At 53.1% G+C, this 24,760-nt stretch carries 23 protein-coding genes; 16 read left to right on the top strand and 7 right to left on the bottom strand.

Features of this window, described 5'->3' with window-relative positions:
* Positions 1–53 precede the first annotated feature (53 nt).
* On the top strand, positions 54–812 hold the full coding sequence (locus tag AB9F27_RS06080; protein WP_335583683.1) for an SDR family NAD(P)-dependent oxidoreductase: 759 nt from the start codon (positions 54–56) through the stop codon (positions 810–812).
* Here the strand turns inward: AB9F27_RS06080 and denD are convergent.
* The 3 genes from denD to nth are packed head-to-tail and all read right to left on the bottom strand — an operon-like array spanning position 809 to position 3,489.
* Positions 809–1,798 carry a D-erythronate dehydrogenase gene (gene denD, locus AB9F27_RS06075; RefSeq protein WP_335583684.1) on the bottom strand — a complete coding sequence of 330 codons (990 nt, stop codon included), beginning with the start codon at positions 1,796–1,798 and terminating at the stop codon, positions 809–811. The genes AB9F27_RS06080 and denD overlap by 4 nt on opposite strands.
* Positions 1,799–1,856: 58 nt before the next feature.
* Positions 1,857–2,849, bottom strand: coding sequence for an adenosine kinase (locus tag AB9F27_RS06070; RefSeq protein WP_335583685.1), 993 nt, complete (start codon positions 2,847–2,849; stop codon positions 1,857–1,859).
* Positions 2,842–3,489, bottom strand: coding sequence for an endonuclease III (nth, locus tag AB9F27_RS06065; RefSeq protein WP_335583686.1), 648 nt, complete (start codon positions 3,487–3,489; stop codon positions 2,842–2,844). Before nth ends, AB9F27_RS06070 begins: the two co-directional genes overlap by 8 nt.
* A gap of 116 nt (positions 3,490–3,605) precedes the next feature.
* On the opposite strand from nth, the gene AB9F27_RS06060 reads away from it, so the two are divergent.
* From AB9F27_RS06060 to AB9F27_RS06050, 3 genes are all read left to right on the top strand, one after another.
* A complete protein-coding gene (locus tag AB9F27_RS06060) occupies positions 3,606–4,457 on the top strand; it encodes a bifunctional helix-turn-helix domain-containing protein/methylated-DNA--[protein]-cysteine S-methyltransferase (protein WP_335583687.1) in 852 nt (283 codons plus the stop codon).
* A gap of 106 nt (positions 4,458–4,563) precedes the next feature.
* Positions 4,564–5,214 (top strand): OmpA family protein, encoded by a 651-nt coding sequence (locus AB9F27_RS06055; RefSeq protein ID WP_039001927.1) that lies wholly within the window; start codon positions 4,564–4,566, stop codon positions 5,212–5,214.
* A 143-nt stretch (positions 5,215–5,357) separates the two neighbouring features.
* Positions 5,358–6,125: an FCD domain-containing protein gene (locus tag AB9F27_RS06050; protein ID WP_335583688.1), complete on the top strand. Its 768-nt coding sequence runs from the start codon at positions 5,358–5,360 to the stop codon at positions 6,123–6,125.
* Here the strand turns inward: AB9F27_RS06050 and AB9F27_RS06045 are convergent.
* The gene (locus tag AB9F27_RS06045) at positions 6,122–6,385 is read right to left on the bottom strand and encodes a hypothetical protein (protein ID WP_039001925.1); all 264 of its coding nucleotides are present in this window, start codon (positions 6,383–6,385) and stop codon (positions 6,122–6,124) included. The two genes, AB9F27_RS06050 and AB9F27_RS06045, sit on opposite strands and share 4 nt — an antisense overlap.
* 300 nt (positions 6,386–6,685) lie before the next feature.
* Between AB9F27_RS06045 and AB9F27_RS06040 the strand changes: the two genes are divergently transcribed.
* From AB9F27_RS06040 to AB9F27_RS06015, 6 genes are all read left to right on the top strand, one after another.
* Positions 6,686–7,138: a cytochrome c gene (locus AB9F27_RS06040; RefSeq protein WP_039001924.1), complete on the top strand. Its 453-nt coding sequence runs from the start codon at positions 6,686–6,688 to the stop codon at positions 7,136–7,138.
* Between the two features lie 15 nt (positions 7,139–7,153).
* A complete protein-coding gene (locus tag AB9F27_RS06035; RefSeq protein ID WP_335583689.1) occupies positions 7,154–8,518 on the top strand; it encodes a cbb3-type cytochrome c oxidase subunit I in 1,365 nt (454 codons plus the stop codon).
* On the top strand, positions 8,518–9,330 hold the full coding sequence (locus AB9F27_RS06030) for a CbbQ/NirQ/NorQ/GpvN family protein (protein WP_335583690.1): 813 nt from the start codon (positions 8,518–8,520) through the stop codon (positions 9,328–9,330). Before AB9F27_RS06035 ends, AB9F27_RS06030 begins: the two co-directional genes overlap by 1 nt.
* A gap of 3 nt (positions 9,331–9,333) precedes the next feature.
* Positions 9,334–11,277, top strand: coding sequence for a VWA domain-containing protein (locus AB9F27_RS06025; protein ID WP_335583691.1), 1,944 nt, complete (start codon positions 9,334–9,336; stop codon positions 11,275–11,277).
* Between the two features lie 387 nt (positions 11,278–11,664).
* A complete protein-coding gene (gene nirK / locus AB9F27_RS06020) occupies positions 11,665–12,738 on the top strand; it encodes a copper-containing nitrite reductase (protein ID WP_369757613.1) in 1,074 nt (357 codons plus the stop codon).
* 19 nt (positions 12,739–12,757) lie between these two features.
* Positions 12,758–13,489 (top strand): SUMF1/EgtB/PvdO family nonheme iron enzyme, encoded by a 732-nt coding sequence (locus tag AB9F27_RS06015; protein ID WP_335583693.1) that lies wholly within the window; start codon positions 12,758–12,760, stop codon positions 13,487–13,489.
* Here the strand turns inward: AB9F27_RS06015 and AB9F27_RS06010 are convergent.
* On the bottom strand, positions 13,486–14,358 hold the full coding sequence (locus AB9F27_RS06010; RefSeq protein ID WP_369757604.1) for a LysR family transcriptional regulator: 873 nt from the start codon (positions 14,356–14,358) through the stop codon (positions 13,486–13,488). The two genes, AB9F27_RS06015 and AB9F27_RS06010, sit on opposite strands and share 4 nt — an antisense overlap.
* Before the next feature lie 141 nt (positions 14,359–14,499).
* Between AB9F27_RS06010 and urtA the strand changes: the two genes are divergently transcribed.
* The 5 genes from urtA to urtE all read left to right on the top strand — a co-directional run bounded on the left by urtA (position 14,500) and on the right by urtE (position 20,457).
* On the top strand, positions 14,500–15,762 hold the full coding sequence (urtA, locus tag AB9F27_RS06005; protein WP_335583695.1) for an urea ABC transporter substrate-binding protein: 1,263 nt from the start codon (positions 14,500–14,502) through the stop codon (positions 15,760–15,762).
* Positions 15,763–15,829: 67 nt separating this feature from the next.
* The gene (gene urtB, locus AB9F27_RS06000) at positions 15,830–17,785 is read left to right on the top strand and encodes an urea ABC transporter permease subunit UrtB (RefSeq protein ID WP_335583696.1); all 1,956 of its coding nucleotides are present in this window, start codon (positions 15,830–15,832) and stop codon (positions 17,783–17,785) included.
* Between the two features lie 4 nt (positions 17,786–17,789).
* Positions 17,790–19,022, top strand: a complete 1,233-nt coding sequence (gene urtC / locus AB9F27_RS05995) for an urea ABC transporter permease subunit UrtC (protein ID WP_335583697.1) — start codon at positions 17,790–17,792, stop codon at positions 19,020–19,022.
* Entirely contained in the window at positions 19,019–19,759 is a 741-nt protein-coding gene (gene urtD / locus AB9F27_RS05990; RefSeq protein WP_335583698.1) for an urea ABC transporter ATP-binding protein UrtD, read from the top strand. Before urtC ends, urtD begins: the two co-directional genes overlap by 4 nt.
* 2 nt (positions 19,760–19,761) lie before the next feature.
* Positions 19,762–20,457, top strand: a complete 696-nt coding sequence (urtE, locus tag AB9F27_RS05985) for an urea ABC transporter ATP-binding subunit UrtE (RefSeq protein ID WP_335583699.1) — start codon at positions 19,762–19,764, stop codon at positions 20,455–20,457.
* Between the two features lies 1 nt (position 20,458).
* On the opposite strand, the gene AB9F27_RS05980 is transcribed toward urtE, so the two are convergent.
* Complete coding sequence (locus tag AB9F27_RS05980) at positions 20,459–21,157, bottom strand: response regulator (RefSeq protein ID WP_369754757.1); 699 nt, start codon at positions 21,155–21,157, stop codon at positions 20,459–20,461.
* 385 nt (positions 21,158–21,542) lie between these two features.
* Here AB9F27_RS05980 and AB9F27_RS05975 point away from each other — a divergent pair, with 385 nt between their 5' ends.
* On the top strand, positions 21,543–24,050 hold the full coding sequence (locus tag AB9F27_RS05975) for an ATP-binding protein (RefSeq protein WP_335583700.1): 2,508 nt from the start codon (positions 21,543–21,545) through the stop codon (positions 24,048–24,050).
* A gap of 35 nt (positions 24,051–24,085) precedes the next feature.
* On the opposite strand, the gene AB9F27_RS05970 is transcribed toward AB9F27_RS05975, so the two are convergent.
* Positions 24,086–24,754 (bottom strand): GntR family transcriptional regulator, encoded by a 669-nt coding sequence (locus AB9F27_RS05970; RefSeq protein WP_335583701.1) that lies wholly within the window; start codon positions 24,752–24,754, stop codon positions 24,086–24,088.
* Positions 24,755–24,760: the final 6 nt, after the last annotated feature.

Genomic DNA, 24,760 nt, shown 5'->3' with positions numbered 1-24,760 from the left:
TTTTCCTTACATTATCACGGAAACGTCCTTTTCACAGTTAAACTTGGTGCCTAATGTCTCACAAATTTTCTTTTCAAAACAAAACGATCCTTGTAACAGGCGCGACGCGTGGTATCGGGCGCGCATTGACGGACCTGCTGATTGCGCGGGGCGCGACTGTACTTGCTGTTGCGCGCGATGAGCCCGAACTCGAACGTTTGGCCCAAGAGCATCTCGATAGAGTTTTCGTCCTTGCCGCTGACCTCCAAGACCCAGAAATGGTGCGAGCCGTAGCAAATTGGGTCACGGCTGAACACCCAGATTGCGCAGGCCTCATCAATAACGCCGCAATCATGGAACACACCGATTTATTTGCCACAGAGCGCACTTCCCTTGCCACATTTCAACGTGAAATCGCCATCAATCTCACCGCACCCATCGGGTTATGCAACGCCCTTCTGCCGCTCTTAAGCGCGCAGCCAAACGCCTGTATCGTCAATGCGACATCGGGTTTGGCAATTTCTCCCAAAGCCCCTGCACCAGTCTATTGTGCAACGAAAGCGGGCTTGGGTAGTTTTACCAAAACCCTTCGATATCAATGCGAAGATGCGAAAACCCGTATTCTTGTCAGCGAAGCCGTCATGGCCCTTGTCGACACGGCTCTCTCTCGCGGTGACCCACTCAAAAAAATGCGACCTATTGATGCTGCCGAGGAGGTTTTAATCGGGGTCGAAAACCTTAAGAAACGCATTTGGGTCGAACGCACCAAAATGCTCCGGATCCTCCACCGCCTTGCACCAAGTGTTGCAGACCGAATTTTGCGCAATGGTTAAGGCAGGGTGCCTCCCAATTCGTCTTCGATATGAACCTGTATGATTTCGTCAAAAGTTTTCTCAGATTGAAACCCGAGGGAAATAGCCCTTTGGGGCGCAAAGGTCCGAGGCCATCCTTGCACAATTTGAATGATTTTTTCGTCGGGCACAGATTTTATTAACTTGACCGATGACGCTCCTGCCACGCGGTCAAGCGCTGCAATTTGGTCGCCAACACTTGCTGCCAATCCCGGCATGGACATCGAACGACGCGCCCCAAGCAGGCGCGTGTCCATTTGTGCGGCATGAATTAAGAAGCCAACGGCCGAGCGCGGACTTGCATGCCAATGCACCACGTCTTTGGAAACGGGCAAAACAGCCTCTAACCCGATCAACGGCTCACGCATAATATTGGAAAAGAAACCTGAGGCTGCGAGGTTGGGTTTTCCGGGGCGAATACAGACCGTAGGGAGGCGGATACCCACGCCATCGACAAAACCCTTGCGGGAATAGTCATTAACCAGAAGTTCGCAAATGGCCTTTTGCGTGCCGTAACTTGTAAGCGGGGTCGAGTGAAATTCGTCATCGATGATATCTGGAAAAGGCGCGCCAAATACGGCGATGGAGGAGGTGAACACCAGGCGGGGGACGTAGGGGGCGTTCGGTGTGCTTTGCGCGCGGATAGCCTCAAGGAGGGTTTGAAACGCTGCGAGATTGATGGCGTATCCCTTGTCGAACTTCTCTTCCGCTTCGCCCGAAACGATGGCCGCAAGATGAAAAATCACGTCGGGACGCTCCGCGACAAGGGAAAGCGCGGTTTCGGGCGCCGTAATATCGGCCGCCCGCAGAGTGACCGCGCCGCCAAAACCTTCGGGTGCCGCGGGCGCCACCACATCCGCGAGGGTTAACTGCGTTATCTCGCGGCCAGAAAGGCCCGCCAAATGCGCCAATCGATTGGTGAGTTTTTGCCCGACCATACCGGCCGCGCCAATTATCAATACGTGCATTTTTCCCTCCTCGGATTTCCAGCAGTTTAGGTGGAAATCCGAGGAGGGAAAGGATTGATTATCCTAAGAGGTTTGCCGCTCGGAAAAGGGCTTTTACGTCTTCGTTCGGACGTGGCCCCACATGGCGAATAACTTCAGCAGCAGCAACACAGCCCATTTTACCTGAAACTTCAAGGCTTTGCCCCGTTGCAACCCCATAAAGGAACCCAGCCGCGAATTGATCACCAGCACCTGTCGCATCAACCGGAACAATCCGTTTTACCGGAATAGTCACGCGTTCACCATCGTGTAGGATAACAACTTCTGATCCGGAGCGCGTACAGGCTACAAGCCCGCAATCAACCGCCGCATGTCCGAGCGCCACATCTAGGTCGTCGGTTTCATACAAGCCGCACCATTCTTGTTCATTCCCAAGGACGAAATCAAGGTCGCGTGACAGGCGTCGAAAATCATCGCGATGACGATCCACACAGAAGGGATCCGACAGCGCAATTCCCGCTTTTCCGCCTGTCGACTGGCAGGATTTCGCGGCCAGTTCAAAGGCTTCCTTGCCCTTAGGTTTGTCAAAAAGATACCCTTCAAGGAACAAAATCTCCGCCTGACTCGTCACCTCTATCGAGACATCCTCAGGTCCCAAATCCGCAGAAACGCCGAGGTAGGTATTCATCGAGCGCTCCCCGTCAGGAGAGACAAAAACCATTGAGCGCGATGTCGGCAAATCACCGCCCGCAACTGGCGGATTGACAAACACTGTGCCGCCCGCAGCCATTTTATCGGCATAAAACCGGCCGAGCGCATCATCGTGAACGCGCCCGATAAACGCCGTTGAAAGCCCAAGCCCCCCGAGCCCTGCCAAGGCGTTTGCCACCGATCCACCCGGCGTTTGAACGCGATCTTTCATCGATCCATAAAGTACTTCAGCGCGCTCGCGTTCGACAAGTTGCATGATACCTTTTTCGATCCCCATCATTTCGAGGAAATTGTCATCCGCTTGCGTAATCACATCAACAATCGCATTCCCGATCCCGACGGTTTGGTACTTCTTAGTCATATTCTTTATCCTCAAATTCACAGAGATCACGGATGAGACAGGTGCCACACATCGGCTTGCGTGCCTTGCATGTATACCGCCCGTGCAAAATCATCCAGTGATGCGCGTGGCGTTGAAATTCAGCGGGGATGTTATCCTCAATTGCGCGTTCAACGACCACTACATCCTTGCCCGGAGCGACGCCAGAGCGGTTCCCGAACCGGAAAATATGGGTGTCCACGGCCTGTGCGGGAATATCCCACCACATGTTCAAAACAACATTCGCCGTTTTGCGCCCCACACCAGGTAGGCTCTCAAGAGCCGCGCGCGAAGACGGCACTTCTCCACCATATTCTTCCACCAAAATCTGGCTCATTTTCATCACGTTTTTGGCTTTTTGGCGAAACAAACCGATGGTCTTGATATGGTCGGTCAGCCCCTCAAGTCCGAGGTCGAGCATTTTTTGCGGGGTGTCGGCAATTTCAAACAGCGCCTTGGTGGCCTTATTAACGCCAACGTCCGTGGCCTGCGCCGAAAGGGCAACGGCCACCACCAATGTATAGACATTGGTATGGTCCAACTCGCCTTTGGGTTCAGGCTCGGCTTCTTGAAAGCGCGAAAAAATCTGGTGGATCGTATGATAGCTCATCTGTTTTGCCATGCGAACCATATGCCCTTTTGTGACCAATGCGGCAAGTATTCAAAATCGGCGAATTGCGCAAGAAATGGATCGACCCACATCAGCGGTAGATTATGATAGATGCAAAGGAGTTTCCCATGTCGGACAATACATTCGAAAAAAAGTACCATTACGGTGTTGTCAAACGGGCGATCGAAGCCGTTGACGCGGCGGGCGGCGTCCCCCTAGCGCTCGAAGATTTGGCACGCGAAGTACAAATGAGCCCCGCGCATCTCCAGCGCCTCTTCTCGGGTTGGGTCGGCGTGTCGCCCAAGCGGTATCAACAATACCTCACCCTTGATCACGCCAAAACTCTACTAAAAAACAATTTCACGACCCTCGCTGTTGCCCACGAAACGGGCCTTTCAGGGAGCGGCCGACTGCACGATCTCTTCTTGCGCTGGGAGGCCATGAGCCCCGGCGAATTTGCCAAGAAAGGCGCGGACCTCACTATTTTTACGGGTTGGTTTGAAAGCCCCTTTGGCCCATGTTTGGCGATGGGAACCGACAAAGGCCTTTGCGGTATGGGGTTTTCCGACGAAATGGGCACCCAAGCCACCTATGACGACTTACATCGCCGCTGGCCCTTTGCGAATTTCATCGAAGAGCCTGCCAGAATCCAAACATGGGTCACCGCAGCTTTGGAGCAATCGGGCCAAGCCAGTTTGCATCTGATTGGCGCGCCGTTTCAAATCAAAGTCTGGGAAGCCCTGCTGAATGTTCCGAGCGGCCAAGTGACCACCTATTCCGAGATTGCTGGGCGCATCGGCAGTCCACGCGCAGTTCGAGCGGTGGGCACAGCCGTGGGGCGAAATCCGGTTAGTTGGCTCATTCCATGCCACCGCGCATTGCGCAAATCCGGCGGGTTGGGTGGGTATCATTGGGGCCTCCCGGTCAAGCGGGCCATGCTTGCTTATGAAACAGCACAGTCCGAACGCGCCGCCTCTTAGGAAAACATTCAGGCAACAAATCGCGCAGTGGTGTGTGTTTGTGCTATCACTTGCTGCAATTTCCGTTGTAAAAAGGGCAAAATCGAGCAACAGAAAGAGGTCCTAGATGATCCTTACAAAGTCCAAACTCCTCCTTGCAAGCGCCGCTGTTCTGGCACTAGCCAGCTGTACGGACCCTGGGTACGTCACAGGCGAAAGCCAGTCCAAAACAAAAGACGGTGCCATTATTGGGGGCCTTTTGGGTGGCTTCATTGGCGCGACATCGGGCAGCCCCAAAAACGCCGCCCTCGGAGCCGCAGCAGGCGCCATCGTTGGCACCGCAATTGGCAGCGCGCTTGACCAACAGAAAAAAGACCTTGATGCCAGCTTTACTAACAGCGCCATCGATGTCGTCAATACGGGTACGGAATTGATCGTCGTTATGCCACAGGGCATTTTGTTTGATTCCGACAGCTCCACGGTCAAATCGAGCCTTGATGGAGAAATCCGCGCCCTTGCGACCAACCTTCAGAACTACCCTAAATCCACCGTCACGATTTATGGCCACACGGACAACACGGGAACCGCCGAGCACAACCTCCTCCTCTCGCAACGTCGTGCGGACGCTGTCATGGCGAAAATATTGTCGGCGGGCGTGTCAGGCGGACGGGTATCTGCTGTTGGTAAAGGCGAAGACAGCCCCGTTGCCAGCAACCTCACAGAAGAGGGCAAGGCAGCAAACCGTCGGGTCGAGATCGTCATTCACCCAACCAACTAAGGGTTATCATTCAAAGCGGGCGCGGAATTTTCCAGCGCCCGCTTTGAATTTAGGGTTTGGCACACGCGGGATTACAGTTGTTATTTCCCCCTATCGGTCATATATTCTTACCAATTCTGACGCCGCAATCCACCGGACCTTTCATGCCGTTTCAAAAAATCCAATCGGAAAAACTTGCTCAATCCGTCGTTTCCCAAATCGAACGGTTGATTTTGCGAGGCATTTTGCGTCCCGGGGAGCGCCTTCCGTCGGAGCGCGAATTATCCGATCGCATGGGCGTGTCACGTCCCAGTTTGCGCGAAGCCATTTCCGAACTGCAAAATGCAGGATTGCTCACCAGCAAGGCGGGGGCTGGAATCTATGTTTCTGAAGCTTTGGGGTCTGCATTTTCTTCCGCCTTGGTCAGTCTTTTCGGGCGGCATGATGATGCATTTTTTGACTACGTGTCCTTTCGAAGGGACATGGAAGGACTTGCGGCAGAGCGCGCGGCGCAAACGGGTTCGGACATAGATCTAGAGGTGATTGATCAGCTTTTTGCCAAAATGGAAGCGGCCCACGCGAAGCGAAATCCCACCGAAGAGGCGGCGCTTGACGCCGAATTTCACCTTTCAATTATTGAGGCGAGCCATAACACGGTGATGCTCCATATGATGCGCGCGATGTACGAGCTCCTGCGCGAGGGCGTATTTTACAACCGCCAGATCATGTTTAAACAACGCACCACCCGCGACACGCTCCTTGAGCAGCATCGCGATATCAACACCGCCATTCAGACGCGTGATCCCGTTGCTGCAAAAGCTGCGACGCTGGCGCATCTGGATTTCGTGGAGCGATCGTTGTTTGAAAAAGAAAAGGCAGACAAGAACGAGGCGATTGCAAAACAACGTCTCGAACAGGAATTGCGACGTTAGGCGTTTTTTGGGCTCGCTTCCAGAATCAACCGCAGCACCCATTTCCCTGCCATCCAGCTTAAAACGGGTCCGGTAATCACCCCAAACCAAAGCGCCGTAACAGGCGAAATTGCCGGCACGCCCAGCGCTTGTAACAGTAGGAAAACCATGAATAAATTAATGGCCGCCGCTGTCGCACAGAACGGATAAAACACAAGGGTCAAAGTTCGAAGGGACCAAACTTTGGGTTCTGTTGACGGGGTACTCTTGGCTGATTGCATCATAATTTCCTGCGGTTTTGATGCTGAAAGCTATGCCAAAAATTCTGGCGAAACCTTGATCTTAGTCAAATTGGTGACGCAGCCTACCCCCTGTAAACCTGCGTCACCCACAACCCTAATGTCTGTTTCTAATGCATTTCTCGGTCTAAATCTGGCCCACAGTGCCCCAATCACACGTCACTCAGAATTAAGTGGCATTTGTAATGCTTATTCGCGTTCAACTTGACCTTGATCAAGGCGCGCATGTTTTTGAACCCTCATTGCCGTTCTATCCGTAACCCTTCGACGAAGGAGAGCGCAATGCGCGACGTCCTGACCAAAAGCATGGCCCGAAATATCTTCTATGGCGGGTCCCTGTTTTTTATTGCCATCTTTATCGGCCTTTCTATTCACTCGCATCGTTACATCGTGACGACCTCAACGAACGCGGAAACGCTGACCGAGAGTGTCGCCCACGGTAAACGCATTTGGGAGAACAAGGCCTGTATCAACTGCCACTCGATCCTCGGCGAGGGAGCGTATTTTGCCCCCGAAGTGGGTAATGTAATGATCCGCTGGGGGGTTGATGACGACCCAGACGACGCTTTTGACGCGTTAAAAGGCTGGATGGAGGCACAGCCCTCCGGCATCGAAGGCCGCCGTCAAATGCCCAACTTCAATCTGACTGACGAAGAAATGCGCGCTCTAAGCGACTTCCTCCTTTGGACAGGCACAATCGACACTCAAGGCTGGCCGCCCACCGAGGCAGGCTAGGAAAGGAGCGCAGAAATGAAATATAAAACTCAGAAAATTGCCTACGCGTACTTTATTTGCGCCCTCGGGCTTTTTGCGATCCAAATCCTTGGCGGTTTACTCGCAGGCTGGATCTATGTCTCTCCGAACACACTTTCGGAGGTACTTCCCTTCAACATCGTGCGCATGCTCCACACCAACAGCCTGATTGTCTGGCTTTTGCTTGGGTTCTTTGGCGCCGCATACTTCCTCATTCCCGAGGAAGCCGAACGCGAAATCCACTCCACAAAACTTGCCTATATCCAGCTTGCCATTTTGGTAATTGGGACATTGGGCGTTGTGGTGACTTATGTGTTCAACCTTTTTGAGGGGAACTTTTTCCTTGGAAAAGAGGGGCGCGAATTCCTTGAGCAACCCAAGTGGGTAAAAGCTGGGATCGTCATTGCCGCGTTGATTTTCTTGTATAACGTCTCGATGACTGTCCTTAAGGGCAAGAAAACCGTGATCACGAATACTCTTCTGCTCGGCCTTTGGGGTCTAGCGTTGTTGTTCCTGTTCTCGTTCTACAACCCTGACAACCTATCGCTGGATAAAATGTACTGGTGGTATGTGGTTCACCTTTGGGTTGAGGGCGTTTGGGAACTGATCATGGCTTCGATCTTGGCCTATCTGATGCTCAAACTCACCGGTGTTGATCGTGAAATCGTCGAAAAATGGCTCTATGTCATCGTCGCGACCGCGCTTTTCTCTGGTATTCTGGGAACTGGCCACCACTACTTCTGGATTGGTGCCCCGGGATACTGGCAGTGGGTTGGCTCGATCTTCTCGGCCTTCGAAGTTGTTCCCTTCTTTGGCATGATGGCCTTTGCCTTTGTCATGGTTTGGAAAGGGCGCCGCGACCACCCAAACAAGGCGGCCCTTCTTTGGTCGCTCGGTTGTGCAACCTTGGCGTTCTTTGGCGCGGGTGTTTGGGGTTTCCTCCACACATTGCACGGGGTGAACTTCTATACCCACGGCACCCAAATCACCGCCGCGCACGGTCACTTGGCCTTCTATGGTGCGTATGTCGCGCTCAACTTGGCAATCATGACCTACGCTATGCCAATCCTGAAAAACCGTGATCCATACAACCAAGTTCTCAACATGATTTCCTTCTGGTTGATGTCGGGTGGGATGGTGTTCATGACTTTCGTTCTAACATTTGCAGGGACAATTCAAACCCATATGCAACGTGTTGTTGGCGACTATTACATGGACGTACAGGATGCTTTGGCCCTGTTCTACTGGATGCGTTTTGGGGCTGGACTGGTATTCTTTATCGGAATGCTCCTCTTCCTTTACTCGGTGTTCGTGCCACGTCGCGAAATCATCACTGCAGCAGTAGCAGAGGCGGCTGAATAATGGCTAAGGATAATCTCATCAACGAGGGGGGGGCGGCAAACGCCCCCTTCTACCTCCCCCAAGGGGACGAATGTGCGGTTTTTGAAGCCGCCGCCGCCCATGATCTGCCGCTCCTTCTTAAGGGGCCGACAGGGTGCGGAAAAACACGCTTTGTGACCCACATGGCCGCTAAGCTCGGTCGCCACCTCTATACTGTGGCGTGCCACGATGATCTCTCTGCGGCCGACCTTATCGGGCGCTACCTCCTCAAAGGCGGCGAAACCGTTTGGGTCGATGGCCCCCTCACACGGGCCGTACGCGAAGGCGCGATTTGCTATCTCGACGAAGTTGTCGAGGCGCGCAAAGACGTCACGGTTGTTCTCCACCCTCTCACCGATGACCGGCGTATCCTGCCGATTGATCGTACGGGCGAAGAGCTTGTGGCCGCTCCTGGCTTTATGCTCGTGGCTTCCTTTAACCCCGGCTACCAAAACATCCTCAAAACGCTTAAGCCTTCTACCCGCCAAAGGTTCCTCTCGCTCAGCTTCGACTTCCCCGAAGCCACGCAGGAAATCGCCGTCGTCACGCGCGAAACTGGTCTCGATGCGGATCGCGCCAAGGGTCTTGTGCGCTTGGCCAACAAGCTTCGCGCACTCAAGGGCCAAGACATCGAAGAAGGCGTTTCAACCCGTTTGATCGTCTATACGGCAACCTTGATCCAAGGCGGCATGAGCGTCGAACGCGCGATTGAAGCCGCTATGATTGAGCCCCTTACCGATGACGCAGTCGTTAAAACCGGATTGATGGATCTGGTCACAGCGGTATTTGGATAGATCATGCCAAAACTAGATTTTGAACCTTGGGAACCCGAAGAGACCATCGGAAAACTCTGGCACAGCCTTGCCAGCAGAATAGAAACGCCCCAACGTTATCCCGAGGCCGCCGTAACCCTTGGCGAAGTCTCGGGCCGCTTGGCCGTGTTTTTTCGTGCGCTCGGCGGTACCCCCTCGGTTGAAATTCGACCCACAGAAGATGAGCGCAGCCACCATCGGCTATCGCTTTTACGCCGCTTGGGGACAGAGACTGAAGAGCTGCCGCGCACAAGCTTTGACGGGGAGGCCCTGCGCCTTCCCGCACGCCTCGCCCTGTTTCCCGCCCGCGAAGCCAACGCCGCACTTTACCTTTGGCTCACCGCCGCCACGGCCCATGCCGTTCCATTTCTTGAGGTCGAAGACGCCCTACGCGCCGACCTTGCCGCCCTCACTGCGGCTTATAATATGACCCAAGCCACGCAGGAAAACTGCCCCGGCCTCGTGGGTCTGTATACTGACCTTACAACAGCCAGCCTCTCTGCGCGGCGCGTGCAAAAACTTCCCAAACACGAAGCCGCCGTTGAGGCCGTTTTACGTCACCTTCTTGGTGGCCCTGCCCCCACAGATTCATTGGCCTCGGACTTTTTGGCACATGTGCTTTCTGGCCAACTGCCAGAGGACCTTACAGCCCCACGTGGCTATCGACCCTTCCTTCCTGTCCCGATTTGGCCCGAATTGCGCACTGTTCAATTTTCCGCCCCAAGCGGCGTCGAAAATCGCGAAACAGAAGGCACACCCGAAGAGAACACCTCCGAGAAAACACACCGCGCCCGTCGTCGTAAATCCGACCTCGCAGAGCGCCAAGACAGCTTGATCCTCCACAAATTTGAAGCCATCCTAAGCTGGGCGGAGTTCCTGAACCTCAACCGTCGCATCGATGATGACGACAACGAAGATGCAAAAAAGGCCGCCGACGATCAAGACGAGATTGGCCTTGGACAAACCAGTAAAGCCCCCGCCACAAAACTCAAGCTCCACCTCGACCTTGCCCCCGAGGACGTGGACCGTGAAGCTGTTTCCGGAAAATTTACCTACCCAGAATGGGACACCCGCACGGGAGTCTATATGCCCGACCACGTACGCGTATTGGACGCCGAAGCCCCCACTACCGATATCGCTGCAACCTTTCAAACCGACCCAAAAGCCAAGCGTCGCATCCTCGCCGTGCGCCGTCAGTTTGAGGCTTTGCGTCCGGGCCGCGTCATCATCTCGGGCCAACCCGACGGCGAAGACCTTGATCTGGAAGCCGCCGTCCGCGCCCATGTAGACCTCGCGGCAACCGGCCTTTCCAATGACCGGATTTGGCGACAGTCCCGCCCCCAAGCGCGCGACTTGGCTGTCTCGATTTTGCTCGACACCTCACGTTCAACCCAAAGCAGCGTGCACAACCGCCAAGTCATCGACATCGAACGCGAAGCCATGGCCGCGCTCGCATGGGGCCTTGACGCCTGTGGCGACACTTTCGCGATCAACTCGTTTTCATCCCTCAAACGCAACCGCGTTTACGTGAATCGCTGCAAGAGTTTTGATGCGCCCATGAGTCGTGACGTCGAATCTTGTATCGCCGCAATGGCACCCGGGTTTTATACACGCCTTGGTGCCGCAATTCGTCACGTCAGTGTCGATCTCATGGCCCAAAGCCAACAACGCAAACTGTTGCTGGTGATCACCGATGGCAAACCCAACGACCTTGACCACTACGAAGGCCGCCACGGAATCGAAGACACTCGGATGGCAATCCGCGAAGCAAAACGCGCGGGGGCAGCGGTATTTGGTATCACTATCGACGCGAAGTCAAAGGCTTGGTTTGCACGCATGTTTGGCGCTGGAAGGTATTGCGTCATTCCGAATCCAGACCACCTGACGACGGCTTTGCCCCAGATATACCAGCAACTTATCGGCGCGTAAGAGCGCGCGCCGTAGCCAACCACCCTTCCCTTAAAAATTCACCGAACCTTCCCAAAAAGTGTAAATTTTCTTTGTTTCTCTTGATCTCCATCAAGGCGCAGACTCGGTAGCACAGTCAAAAAGTCCCCAACGGCGCACACATACAAACCGCGCCAACCGAACGTGTTATCCCGCCCCAACGAAGGGCCGAGACACTTAATTGAAGTTGCGCAAATGTGCGTGACATTGAATTGGAAGGACTAAAAAATGACTGCCTCAACAAAAAAAGAATTCCAACCATCGCGCCGAACAATCTTGACTGGTACCGCAATGGCGGGTGCTGCAATGATGACAGGCGCAGCCCCATCCTTCGCCACAACCCGCCGCAGCGCACCCCATGTACCTTCGATGGGCAAAGGCCTCGTTCTTCCCGTCGCTGAGAAAACAACAGTGTCCGCGGCAGCCGTCGACCTGTCACACCTGCCTCGCGTAAAGCAAGAAATGGTGATGCCACCAATGGCTCCAAAACACGAGCAAGTCGCTACAGGTGGCCCAAAAATCGTCGAAGTCAGCTTTGTTACCGAAGAAAGATTAATGGTTGTCGACGAAGATACAGACGCCAAAATCTGGGCGTTGACTTATAACGGTTCCGTCCCTGGTCCGATGATTATCGTGCACGAAGGCGACTATGTTGAGTTGACAATTTCCAACCCAGAAAACTCCGTGTTTGAACACAATATCGACTTTCACGCCTCAACTGGCGCGCTTGGTGGCGGTGGCTTGACCCACGTTCTTCCGGGTGAAGAAGCGGTTCTACGCTGGAAGGCAACCAAACCCGGTGTGTTCGTATATCACTGTGCCCCCGGCGGTGCGATGATCCCGTACCACGTATGTCACGGCATGAATGGCGCGGTGATGGTTCTGCCACGCGACGGCCTAAAAGACGGCGACGGCAATGCGCTGACTTACGACCAAATCGCCTATATCGGTGAGCAAGACTACTACCTGCCAATGGACGAAGATGGTGAATACATCCAGTATGAATCCGCGGGCGAAGACTATTCCGATAGCCTCGACGCCATGCGCACTCTTATCCCAACACACTCCGTATTCAACGGTGCGGTTGGTGCTTTGACTGGAGAAAACGCACTTAAATCCAAGGTCGGCGACACCGTTCTAATGATCCACGCCCAAGCCAACCGTGACACCCGCCCACACCTTATTGGTGGTCATGGGAACTTTGTCTGGGAAGGCGGCTCATTCACTGACTCGCCACAAACCGGCATGGAAACATGGTTCATCCGCGGCGGTTCCGCAGGGGCAGCGATGTACACCTTTGAGCAGCCGGGCGTCTACGCCTATGTCAATCACAACCTCATCGAGGCCGTGCTTTTGGGCGCGTCGGCACACTTCGTTGTCGAAGGTGAATGGGACAATGACCTGATGGAACAAGTTGTCGCGCCACGTCCAATGGGCGTTTAAAACTTAGCGGAGAAAACCAATGACCAAACTCAGAGCAAAAATCATCATCGGCGCAACTGCCCTTGTTGGGCTGGGTTTGGGCATTGCCGCCATAACTTTGAGGCCTCTCAGGGGCCCCGATATGCAATACATTCCTCAAATGGAAGCATTTGAATTTTCCGATGGACGCAGTGTGTTGGTGCAAAAGTTCGAAGTCACGGCAGCCGAGTGGAACCGCTGTTTTGATGCGGATGCCTGCTCTCAGAAAATGAAAATCCGCAAAACGGGCGAAGATTTCCCTGCGACGAACCTCAATTGGATGGACGTGAACGAATACCTGACATGGGTTAATGCGGCTTCGCGGCATGCATTTCGCCTCCCCACCCAAAACGAGTGGAACGAAATGGCCCATGAGGTTTTGCCCGAAGAAAAAGACCCCATTTTCACCGATCCGGAATTATCCTGGGCTTCAACATACTTAATGGAGCCTGAAATCAATCGCTCCTTGCGCCCATCGGGCAGCTTTGAAACCACCGCAGAGGGTATTGTCGACTTGAACGGCAACGTGTGGGAATGGACCGCCGATTGTTACTCGGGAGACTCGGGTAATTTGGATTTGGCCAAATGCCCCGCCTATTTTGTAGCTGGTGAACACATCGCAGCCATCCCGATTTTCACTCGCGATCCCGCGCGCGGCGGATGCGCCGTCGGGTCGCCCCCAGCGCACCTTGGCCTGCGCCTCATGACAGACACCCCTGTTCCCGGAGTTTAAGCTCCGATTCTGGCACCCAACTGGCTAACAAAGCGTGCCGCAGCGATCGGCAACGGGCGGCCCTCGATCTGGCATAGGGCAATGTTGCAACGTGGCATGCTTTGCATGATCCCCACCTGTCCACCCATTTGCTGCACAATGTCTGCATCCAGTGCAAGCGTTGGCCAGAATTGCAAACTTGGCAGCGGGGACACATGCGGGGGAACCAATGTGTCCATCTCCAGAATCTGATGAATATTTAATCGCGCTTGTGCAAAATGCGTATCCAAAAGGTTCCGCATCCCCGTGCCATTTGTGGGCAAAATAACGTCGTGATCTTCGAGTTCGTGGGGATAGAGGACCGTTTTGCTGCCCTTCCCCAAAACGAGTGAAATCGACCCATGTTCCTGCAAGATCGTTTCGACGCCTGACCGTGGTTTGGGTTCGAGGATGAGGCCCAAATCCGCCTGCCCGTCCAGGAGCATTTCGTTGATGCTGTCGCTGTCCCCGGTCACTACCGAAAAACTAACGCGCGGATGGCGTTCACGAAAGGCGGCTATCTCTTTTGGCAGGAACCCCAATAAAAACGGTGCGCTAACGGCAAGGTTTACTTGCCCGATTCGCACGCCCTTCATATCTGCCACGATTCCATTTGCGCGATCTAATTCAGCAAGGTGCCCAATAAAGTGGCGGTGGTATATTTCTCCGACGGTCGACAGTCGAACGCCCACAGAAAGGCGGTCAAAAATTTCCGCGCCAAGTTCCTCCTCCACGACCTTCACTTGCCGAACAAGTGCAGATGGCGAAATCCCCAATAATTCCGATGCCTTACGGAAAGATCCCTGCTCTGCGACTGTCTTGATTGCACGATAGATTTGGAGGTGGCGCACGGTGTTGCCTTTTTCAAGCGTTGCATTATTTGCAACACATAAGGCTATATTTTGCTACAGACAGCAACACAATAGCTTTTTAAGCCTATTTCCTAGGCGCGGACCGAACTGCGCCACAGAGACAATAGGGAACCTGACACGATGAAGAAACTTCTCTCCACAGCAGCAGCCGTTGCAACCCTCGCAACCGCAGCCCACGCCGACATTAAAGTTGGCATCCTCCACTCTCTTTCCGGCACGATGGCGATCTCGGAAACAACCCTCAAAGATACGATGTTGATGCTCATCGATGAGCAAAATGCCAAAGGCGGCGTGAATGGCGAAATGCTTGTTCCCGTTGTTGTTGACCCAGCATCCGACTGGCCATTGTTCGCGGAAAAAGCGCGCGAATTGCTCACCGTTCATGATGTCGACGTTATTTTTGGCAACTGGACTTCGGTTTCGCGCAAATCAGTTCTTCCAGTGATCGAAGAGCTTAATGGTCTGCTATTCTACCCCGTTCAATACGAAGGCGAAGAGAGCTCCAAAAACGTATTTTACACAGGTGCGGCGCCCAACCAGCAAGCCATCCCTGCAACCGACTACCTCCTTGATGAGCTTGGCGTTGAAAAATTCGCCCTCCTTGGCACTGACTATGTTTATCCGCGCACAACCAACAAAATCCTTGAGCAATACCTCAAAGACAAAGGCATTCCGGCTGAAGATATCTTCGTAAACTACACACCGTTCGGTCACTCTGACTGGTCCAAAATCGTGGCAGACGTTGTTGCCCTAGGGGCCGACGGTAAAAAAGTTGGCGTTATTTCTACAATCAACGGCGACGCAAACATCGGCTTCTACAAAGAGCTTGCCGCTGCTGGAATCTCGGCGGATGACATCCCCGTCGTTGCCTTCTCTGTGGGCGAAGAAGAGCTTTCGGGACTTGATACCGCAAACCTTGTTGGTCACCTCGCCGCTTGGAACTACTTCCAATCCGCAGAATCCGATGCGAACGCCGAATTTATCGCCGCTTGGAAAGAAAGAATGGGCGACGAGCGCGTCACAAACGACCCAATGGAAGCGCATTACATCGGTTTCAACATGTGGGTAAACGCCGTTGAAGAAGCGGGCACTACAGACGTCGACGCCGTTCGCGCCGCAATGTATGGCCAAGAATTCCCGAACCTCACGGGCGGTATGGCCGTTATGTTGCCAAACCACCACTTGGCAAAACCCGTCTTGATCGGTGAAATCCAAGCAGACGGTCAATTCGATATCGTCAGCCAAACAACTGAAGTTCCGGGCGATGCGTGGACTGACTTCTTGCCAGAATCCGCGGTTCTCACATCCGATTGGAAAGACCTTGGTTGTGGCATGTACAACACCGAAACAAAGACCTGCGTTCAGATAAAATCCAACTACTAAGCGCTTGAAAATTCTCAAAGGGGGCGTTCGCGCCCTCTTTTTTCACGAATAACCCCGACAGGCTCCCATGAAAACTCTCCTCCTAGCGCTGTTTACCGCGTTTGTGCTCTCTGTCTCCCCTGTTGACGCAAATGCCCAACCTGCCGATATCCAAGACATTCTGGCAACGCATGAAGCCACCATTGTCAAAAGCTCCCGTCTGACGGTTGAGCCCGCGATTGTCGCCCTGCGCGACAGTGGTCTCCCTGAAGCTCAAATGGTACTAGAAGCATGGCAGGGGAAAAACCTTTGGCAACTTGAAGCGGACAAGCGTTTTGTGACCGCCAAAATTACACCGACCAAAACCTATGCAATTTTCGACGTCATCTCTGGCGAAGCCTTGGGCGAAGTTGAGAAAGACGCGATCAATCAGATCAAACCAAATTCAGGCGTTCGTGGGCTGATTGGTGCTGCACTTGTGCGGTTCCAACTCATGGACCCAGACATCGAAAAACGCCGTGACGCCCTCGTCGCGATTGGCCGCGATTCAACGGCCTACCACCTGCCCGCCATTCGGGGGGCTATTGACGGTGAAACCGACCCCGCGCTTAAAGTTGAGAAAATTCGTCTAGAGCGCCTTTTGGCTGTCCAATATGAAACCGATATTCAACTGCGCGTCGCTGCGATCAAATCCCTCAAAGGCGACCTTGGCGTTGACGCCCGTGCAGCCCTCAATCCGATCCTGCAAACGTCGCCCCTTGCAGACTTGGGCAAGCCAACGGGCAACGTCGCTCGCACTCTTAAAGTCGACACAGACATCAGTCCGGACGAGGCCTACGCCCTCCTGATTGAGGAGAACCTTGCGCTTCCGATCCCTACCCACAAAGAAATTCGCGCGGCTCTTGAAGAAAACATTGTCGACGGTTTCGTCGCAGGAGTACCCACCTATACCCTCGATACGGACGTAGCCCGTGAAGCCGCCTATACAACACTGGTAGAGCAAGAGCTTGTGGCTCCGCTTATTTCCGCCGCCGCCCAGCGCGCAAGCATCGCAGCCCACAGTTACTACGAAATCTATGCCGAGCCGAACGCCGAAGTGACAACCGCCGCGCGTGAAACGCTGGATGCGATTGAGGTCAAAGTCGGGATTAGCCAAGCTGTCGATCTGACCCTAGATGGCCTTTCACTTGCGTCAATTTACTTCCTCGCGGCCATTGGCCTTGCCATCACGTTTGGGGTGATGGGCGTTATTAATATGGCCCATGGCGAGTTTATCATGATGGGGGCCTATACAGGATATGTGGTTCAGCAAATCGTTCCGAACTATACGCTCTCGCTCATTATCGCGCTTCCTGCGGCCTTTTTGGTGACCTTCGCAGCCGGTGTTGCGATGGAACGGCTGGTCATTCGCTGGCTTTACAATCGCCCGCTGGAAACCCTGCTGGCGACATTCGGCATCTCGGTCGCCCTCCAGCAACTGGCCAAAAATATCTTCGGCACGCAAGCTCGCCCCCTCACCTCCCCCGCTTGGCTCGATGGTGCATTGTCCATCAACGACGTGGTGTCCATTAGCTATATTCGCATCGCGATCTTTGTTTTGGCACTGATCTTCTTGATGCTGTTTCTTTTCATCATGAAGAAAACGCGGGTCGGCCTTGAAGTGCGCGCTGTAACTCAAAATCCCCGTATGGCCTCCTCAATGGGGATCAATCCCGACCGCATCAATATGCTCACTTTCGGACTGGGTTCAGGTATTGCGGGGATCGCGGGCGTCGCGATTGGCCTCTTCGCCAAGGTAACCTCGGAGATCGGCAACGACTATATCGTGCAAAGTTTTATGACGGTTGTTGTTGGGGGTGTCGGCAATATTTGGGGTACCCTCGCAGGGGCCCTGATGATTGGTGGACTGCAAAAATCGATCGAATGGTTCAACCCCTCAAACACGCTGGCAGCCCAAACCTATATGATCATCTTTATCATTATTTTCATCCAGTTCCGCCCCAAAGGCATCATCGCCCTCAAGGGCCGTGCGGCAGGAGATTGATCCCATGAAAAACACCTTTTTTGCGCGCAACCCGTCCGTCCTCATATTCATAGCCTGCCTCGCGCTCCTGACACTCGTGGTCTCAGTTCTCTCTGAAGGCTTTGGTGTGGGCATTATTTCTACAAGCTTCATTAAGACCTTAGGCAAAACGCTCTGCCTCTGCTTGATCGCCCTCGCGATGGACCTTGTTTGGGGGTATTGCGGGATTTTGTCCCTTGGGCATTTCGCATTTTTCGGGATTGGCGGCTATATGATCGGCATGTGGCTGATGTATGCTCGGACCGAACTCATCCTCGCAAGCTCCCTCTCGGACGCCAGCATTCCGCCCACCGTTCAAGAAGTGTCCGACGCCATCGGCAACCAAATATTCGGCGTTGTGGGGGGCTCAGATATTCCCCTCATCTGGAGTTTTGCCGACAGTCTGACGATCCAATTAGCGCTCGTGATTTTGGTGCCGGGCCTCCTTGCTGCAATCTTTGGCTGGCTTGCCTTTCGCAGTCGCGTCACAGGGGTTTACCTCTCCATCCTGACCCAAGCCATGACCCTCGCGCTCTCGCTGTACCTCTTTCAAAACGAAAGCGGCTTGCGCGGCAACAATGGTCTTTCCGGATTGCAGAACCTTCCCGGCCTAGACGCCGTGCCACAATCGGCAATTTCACTTTGGTTTTTCTGGGCGTCCGCCCTTGCGCTTGGGCTTGGCTATATCCTTTCTGCATGGGTTGTTTCTGGAAAGTTCGGCAGCGTCATTCGCGGCATTCGCGACGATGAAGCTCGCGTTCGGTTCCTCGGCTATTCGGTCGAAAGCTACAAACTCTTTATATTCACGCTGACGGCGATCATCGCTGCGATTGCTGGCGCGCTGTACTACCCACAGGCAGGGATCATCAATCCCGGAGAAATGGCGCCCATCGCCTCAATCTACCTCGCAGTTTGGGTTGCAATCGGCGGACGCGGACGCCTCTATGGAGCGGTTCTCGGCGCGGCCCTCGTGTCGCTTCTCTCCACATGGTTCACAGGCGGCCAAGCCCCCGATATCCCCCTTGGTTTCTATACAGTTCAATGGGTTGACTGGTGGCTCGTCCTTCTTGGCCTCTCGTTTGTATTGGTCACACTTTACGCGCCAAGTGGACTAGGGGGCTTGTTTGACTACTTCTCTGGTCGACTGGCGCCAAATCGCCACGGTGCAGATCTCGGCCCTGATGCGGGCTCTCTTCGGGAACAGGAGGCCAAAGAATGAGCACACTTTTAGAAGTATCCGGCGTTTCAGTATCCTTTGACGGCTTCAAGGCCATTAACAATCTGAGCTTTCAAATCGCTGATGCGGAATTACGGGCAGTCATTGGGCCAAACGGAGCGGGAAAAACAACGTTTATGGACATCGTAACTGGCAAAACACGTCCAGACGAAGGGCGGGTCCTGTTTGGCGAGAAATCCCTGTCGCTTTTGCGCATGTCCGAAGCCAAAATTGCCCAAGCGGGTGTGGGTCGAAAATTCCAGCGCCCCACCGTATTTGAAGACCAAAGCGTTTTTGATAACCTGCTTCTGGCCCTCAAGAAGAACCGTTCACCGTTTTTCGTTTTGTTCTATAAAAAGTCAGAACAAGATGCCGAAAAAGTACGTGCCCTCGCGGCGCAAATCGGCCTTTCGGAGCAACTTGAGCGCCACTCAGGCGAACTGTCGCATGGACAAAAACAGTGGCTCGAAATTGGCATGCTACTGGCGCAGGAACCGCGTTTGCTTCTCGTCGACGAACCCGCCGCAGGCATGACATTGGCCGAACGCGAACAAACAACCGATATCCTCGTCGAAGCCGCAAAAACCCGCGCGGTTGTGGTCGTTGAACATGACATGGAGTTTGTTCGCCGCCTTAATTGCAAAGTGACCGTCCTTCATGAAGGCTCAGTCCTTGCAGAAGGTAGTCTCGATCACGTGACCTCAAACCAAGACGTCATCGACGTATATTTAGGACGATAGATATGTTGGAAATCAAAGGGTTGACCCTGCACTATTCCGGTTCTCAAATATTGAACGGCATCGATTTGACAGCAGAAAGCGGTCAGGTGACCTGTGTTATGGGAACGAATGGCGTGGGCAAAACGAGCCTTCTGAAAGCCATTTCAGGCACCCATCATCGCACGGATGGAAGTTATACCTTAAATGGCGAAGCGCTGGAAAAACCACCAGCGCACGCCTTGGCGCTCAAAGGGGTTGGATATGTGCCACAGGGGCGCGATGTCTTTCCGTTGATGACAGTACGGGAGAATTTGGAAACGGGTTTTGCCTGCCTACCCAAATCGGAACACATGGTGCCCGATCAAATCTTCGAACTTTTTCCCGTTTTGAAGGAAATGGAGGCGCGGCGTGGCGGCGATCTTTCTGGCGGCCAGCAGCAGCAACTTGCGATTGGCCGAGCCCTCATCACCAAGCCCAAATTGCTTCTGTTGGATGAACCCACAGAGGGCATTCAACCGAACATCATTCAACAAATTGGCCGCGTCATTGAGTATTTGCGCGATCAAGGAGATATGGCAATCATTCTGGTTGAGCAGTATTTTAGCTTTGCCTACGACCTCGCCGATGCATTTTGTGTACTGACACGCGGTTCGGTATCGCTTGCCGGCACAAAAGCCGAGCTTAAAAAAGCTGAACTTGTTAAATCAGTTTCCGTTTAGGCTAAATCAACTCGCGGTCACGAGCGATCATCGCGGCATGCGTCCGATTGCGCGCGTCAAGCTTGCGGCTTAGGGTTTTGACATGCAGTTTGACAGTCACTTCCTGAAGGTCGTAGTCGCGGGCGATTTCTTTATTGGATTTACCTTCCGCGATTCCACGCAAAACTTGTTGCTCACGCTGTGTCAGCCCCGTTTTAACGTCCTCTGGCTGGCCCATTTTCTGCATGAAATTAAAGGGGGCAAATATTTCTCCTTGCGCCATAAATTTAGCGGCCATCACCATCGACTTAGACCCCAATGTTTTGGGCACAAACCCAGCGGCACCTGCCCTTATGGCCTCCTCGGCCGTGCTGCGCGATGCCGATCCTGAAAGGATAGCTACAGGCTTCCCTCCGTTTTGAGCAATCGCTTTACCGAGCCCCTCAAGACCATTCATTCCTGGCATATTGTAATCCAGCAACACGAGATCAAAGGCACCTTGCTCGTCGATGGCTTTTAGTGCCTCGTAAAGATCAGCCGCTAGAAAAACGTCCACGGCGCCCTCGGTTTCTATGAAAGAACCAATCGCTTCGCGTACCAAGTCATGATCGTCTGCCACCAAGAACTTCAATGTATCACCCCTCAAGGACGGTCCAACGTTTATCTGCTCTGACGGCGCTGGCTCCCGATTGAATGGTACCACGTTTCCAAATGCCGCCATTGCTATCTCCTATGTTGAAGCCCCGACCTTAACAGAACTCTAACATACTCCCCCGGGGGGGTGGGCACCCCTGCAATGGTATAGCGCCCTGTGCATTAGGTGCTATCAGACTATCCTTTCGCCTTAGCTAATATCCTTCCAAAACTTCTGAAAATTTTAGAAAAAGCTTAGATAATTATTCACTTTTCTTAAAGCTTGGCTGCATAGAAATGGATCTTGAACACGGACGCCAAAGGTTTCTAACCACAACTGTTTGCACAATTTCAGAAGGATACAGTATCCGATGTCCCAATCCCGACTGTCTCGAACGAATGCACAGGCCGTTATCGTGCCAATTGGGGTCTGGAGTCTCATACTCGTCTGTTTGGGAGCAGTATATGTCTTAATGACAACGCGTTTTGAGACTACCCTCAATGCGAACTCATCCGAAATAGGCGGTGCGGTTGAGGTCCTTTCTTCACTCGGAGATACAGCCATCCTCCTTGGGAAAAGCGCGGAAATAGTCTCAAAGTCGGAAGACATGACACAGGTTCCCATCAACGATTTGCGCAATGGCTACGAAAAGATGGTTCACCAGTTTAACGATTTAAACACAGGTCCAAAGTTTAAGGCACTTCGCAGTATTCCAGAAGTTCGGGCCGCGCTTTCACGCTATTTGAAGACTATTGAGGAAATTAAATTCATACCCCTGTCCACGCCGGAGACGATTTTTGACCGTGCGGAACAAATTGAATCCACCGCGCAACGGATGTCAGTAGAAATTCGCCTTATGGGTTTGGAGACGCTGCGTTTTTTTGATAATGAGTTGGAAAATAAATTGAGTGCGGCCGCAAAAATATCCCAAAACCTGACCTACTTAGCAGCAGCTATGGCCGCCCTCATCGCAACACTCACAACCATACTATCGCTCAGAATAAGAACAAATGCTCGAAATAGAAAGGTAATTTTGGAACTGAGCGCCCTCCTTACATCAACGACTGCGGCATCCCTCGATGCTATTTTAGTCGTTAACGAACACGGAATTGTATTAGATTTCAACAAGTCTGCTGAGAACTTATTTGGCCACACCAAGGCACAGGCGTTAGGGGGGAATATGATTGATCTTTTTTTCCCCGAAGATCGGGTAGAGCCGTCCATGCGCTCGATACGTCGCTATTTGGCAACGGGCGATGATCGCCTATTTGGAGAAGGACGTGTTCAACTTGTTGCGCGTCGCAAAAATGGAAAAACATTTCCCGTTGAACTTTCCATCGGAACGACGCATTCCCCGGACGGACGCCTTTTCATTGCATATTTGCGCGATATCTCGGCTCAATTAGCCGCAGAGAACGAACTCATGCAGGCTCGTGACAAAGCTCTCGAAGGGGAAAAAGCTAAATCCCGTTTTCTCGCAGTTATGAGCCATGAAATGCGCACGCCCCTAAATGGCCTTCTCGGGACCTTGGATCTCCTAGCCCGAACCTCGCTGACGACCAAACAAATCCAGTACCTGACAATTGCCGTGAAATCAGGCAACCATCTGCTTGAGCACGTGAACGATGTTCTGGATATCTCCAAGATTGAGGCTGGGCATGCAAAATCTGAAAAACGGCCATTCAACCTGTTCGGCATCTTAACCGAGGTTTGCGACGGTCAGCGTTCTCTGGCAAGCTCGCGGGGAAATAATCTCTCAATCGGGACCTCAGAATTCGAGTTGGGAACCGTGGTTGGTGATCCGGGAGCGGTACGGCAAATACTTCTGAACCTCGTCAGCAATGCCAACAAATTCACATCTCGAGGGAGCATTTTAATTGAAGCCGAAGACCTCGAAAACGACCTTGGAACAATTGAGTTTCGCGTAGCAGACACGGGATTGGGGATTGCAGAGAAAAGCATTGGCGAAATCTTTACTGATTTTGTGACGCTCGACCCCAATTTTGACCGCGAAGCCGAGGGTACAGGACTTGGCCTCCCGATTGCGAAGCGTCTTGTGGAAGCAATGGGCGGAGAAATAGGGGTGGAAAGCGAAGAGGGAGAAGGCAGTCTGTTCTGGTTTAGAGTTCCGTTCGCAAGACATATGGATGCGCCTGAGCAAGGAGTACATTTGCCAAAAGTTGCGGCAGAAGACTCGCCACCCATTTTGCTCCAAAAGCCTTTGAAAATACTATTGGTGGAAGACAACCAAATAAATCGATTTGTAGCACGCGAAATGCTAGAAGCAGATGGGCATATAGTGACGGAAGCTCAGGACGGAGAAGAGGGCGCGCAGTATGCAATCGAATGCGCTTTTGACGTGGTCCTCATGGATATATCCATGCCACGTTTGGACGGTGTCTCTGCAACCGAGCGTATTCGAGAGTCTAATTCCGACTATTCCGGTGTCCCGATTATTGCCCTCACGGCCCATGCACTCCCTGACGATATTAAACGTTTTCAAGCCGCCGGAATGGACTATTGCCTTGCCAAACCTGTCGTCCGCGACAAACTTCGCGAGATTTTGGCGAAGTCTGTTGCACAGATTTTGGAGCCACACAGAAAGGTAAAAGGTGACACCGAAACCCGAGCCGGCAACGTTGCTCTTGTCAACCAAGACATCCTCTTGCAACTCCTCGAAATACTTGGGCAAACTCGTGTTGACGATCTGTTCAAAAGGTTTGTCGTTGAAGCAGAAACCACAATCGCCGAGCTCACTCGCATAAACGACCCGCTTCGTGTCCAAAACTCGATACCCCAAGTTCACCGTCTAGCTGGCTCTGCGTCCACTTTTGGGGCACAGCGCCTGCAGACAACCCTCGCAAATCTCGAGTCGATGGGAAAAGCCGGGCAAAATGACGGTTTCATCAACGAACTACCTTTCCTCCCCGCCATCCTAAACGCGTCGAAAGCCGCCCTAAACTCAGCGATAAACCCATAAATTTCTTACAATTTTGTCAAAAATGTTTGGCACGCCTAAAGGACAGATAGGCGAAACTTTTTAAGAATTTCCAATAACTCGGAGGACGCGCGTTTGCGATGCTCGCGAAAGAGTTCTGCAACCCCCGCCTCATCTCCAGCGGCAATCCCTTCCAGTATTTCCCGATGAACGCGCGTGGAATCCTCTGGAATCGCTCGCATGCGCAATGTCACCATTCGGGCACGGTGCGCCTGATCGAACAAAACCGAAACCATCGCCAATAACCGCTTGTTCCCGTGCAATTCTAGGAGCAACCGATGGAAGCGATCATCGGCATCGGCCCATGCATCCAGATCATTTGCCGTCAAAGCTTTTTCCATCTCCAATGTGGCCTGCTCCATGCCACTTAATTCTTCCTTACTCGGACGTCGGCGCGCCAAAGCTGCCGCAGCTTCAGGCTCAAGGGCAGTAAGTATCTCGTAAATTTCGGCCATGTCTTCTAGCGAAACAGGTAACACGCGCGCGCCTCTTCGAGGAATCAACTCAACCAACCCCTCAGCTTCCAGCTTAATCAGGGCTTCGCGTACAGGCGTCCGACTCATCCCCAAGAGCGTAGCAATTTCCGGCTCTGGCGCCTGAAACCCTGAGGGCATCCGGTTTGAAAGAATCTCTTCTTTCAAACGCAAATAGGCATCTGCCACTCGTGTCGTCTTAACTTCTGGCACTCTCGA

It is taken from the genome of Falsihalocynthiibacter sp. CO-5D18 (assembly GCF_041205445.1).
GTDB lineage: Bacteria > Pseudomonadota > Alphaproteobacteria > Rhodobacterales > Rhodobacteraceae > Falsihalocynthiibacter > Falsihalocynthiibacter arcticus.
This window is presented reverse-complemented; position numbering and strand designations above follow the sequence as displayed.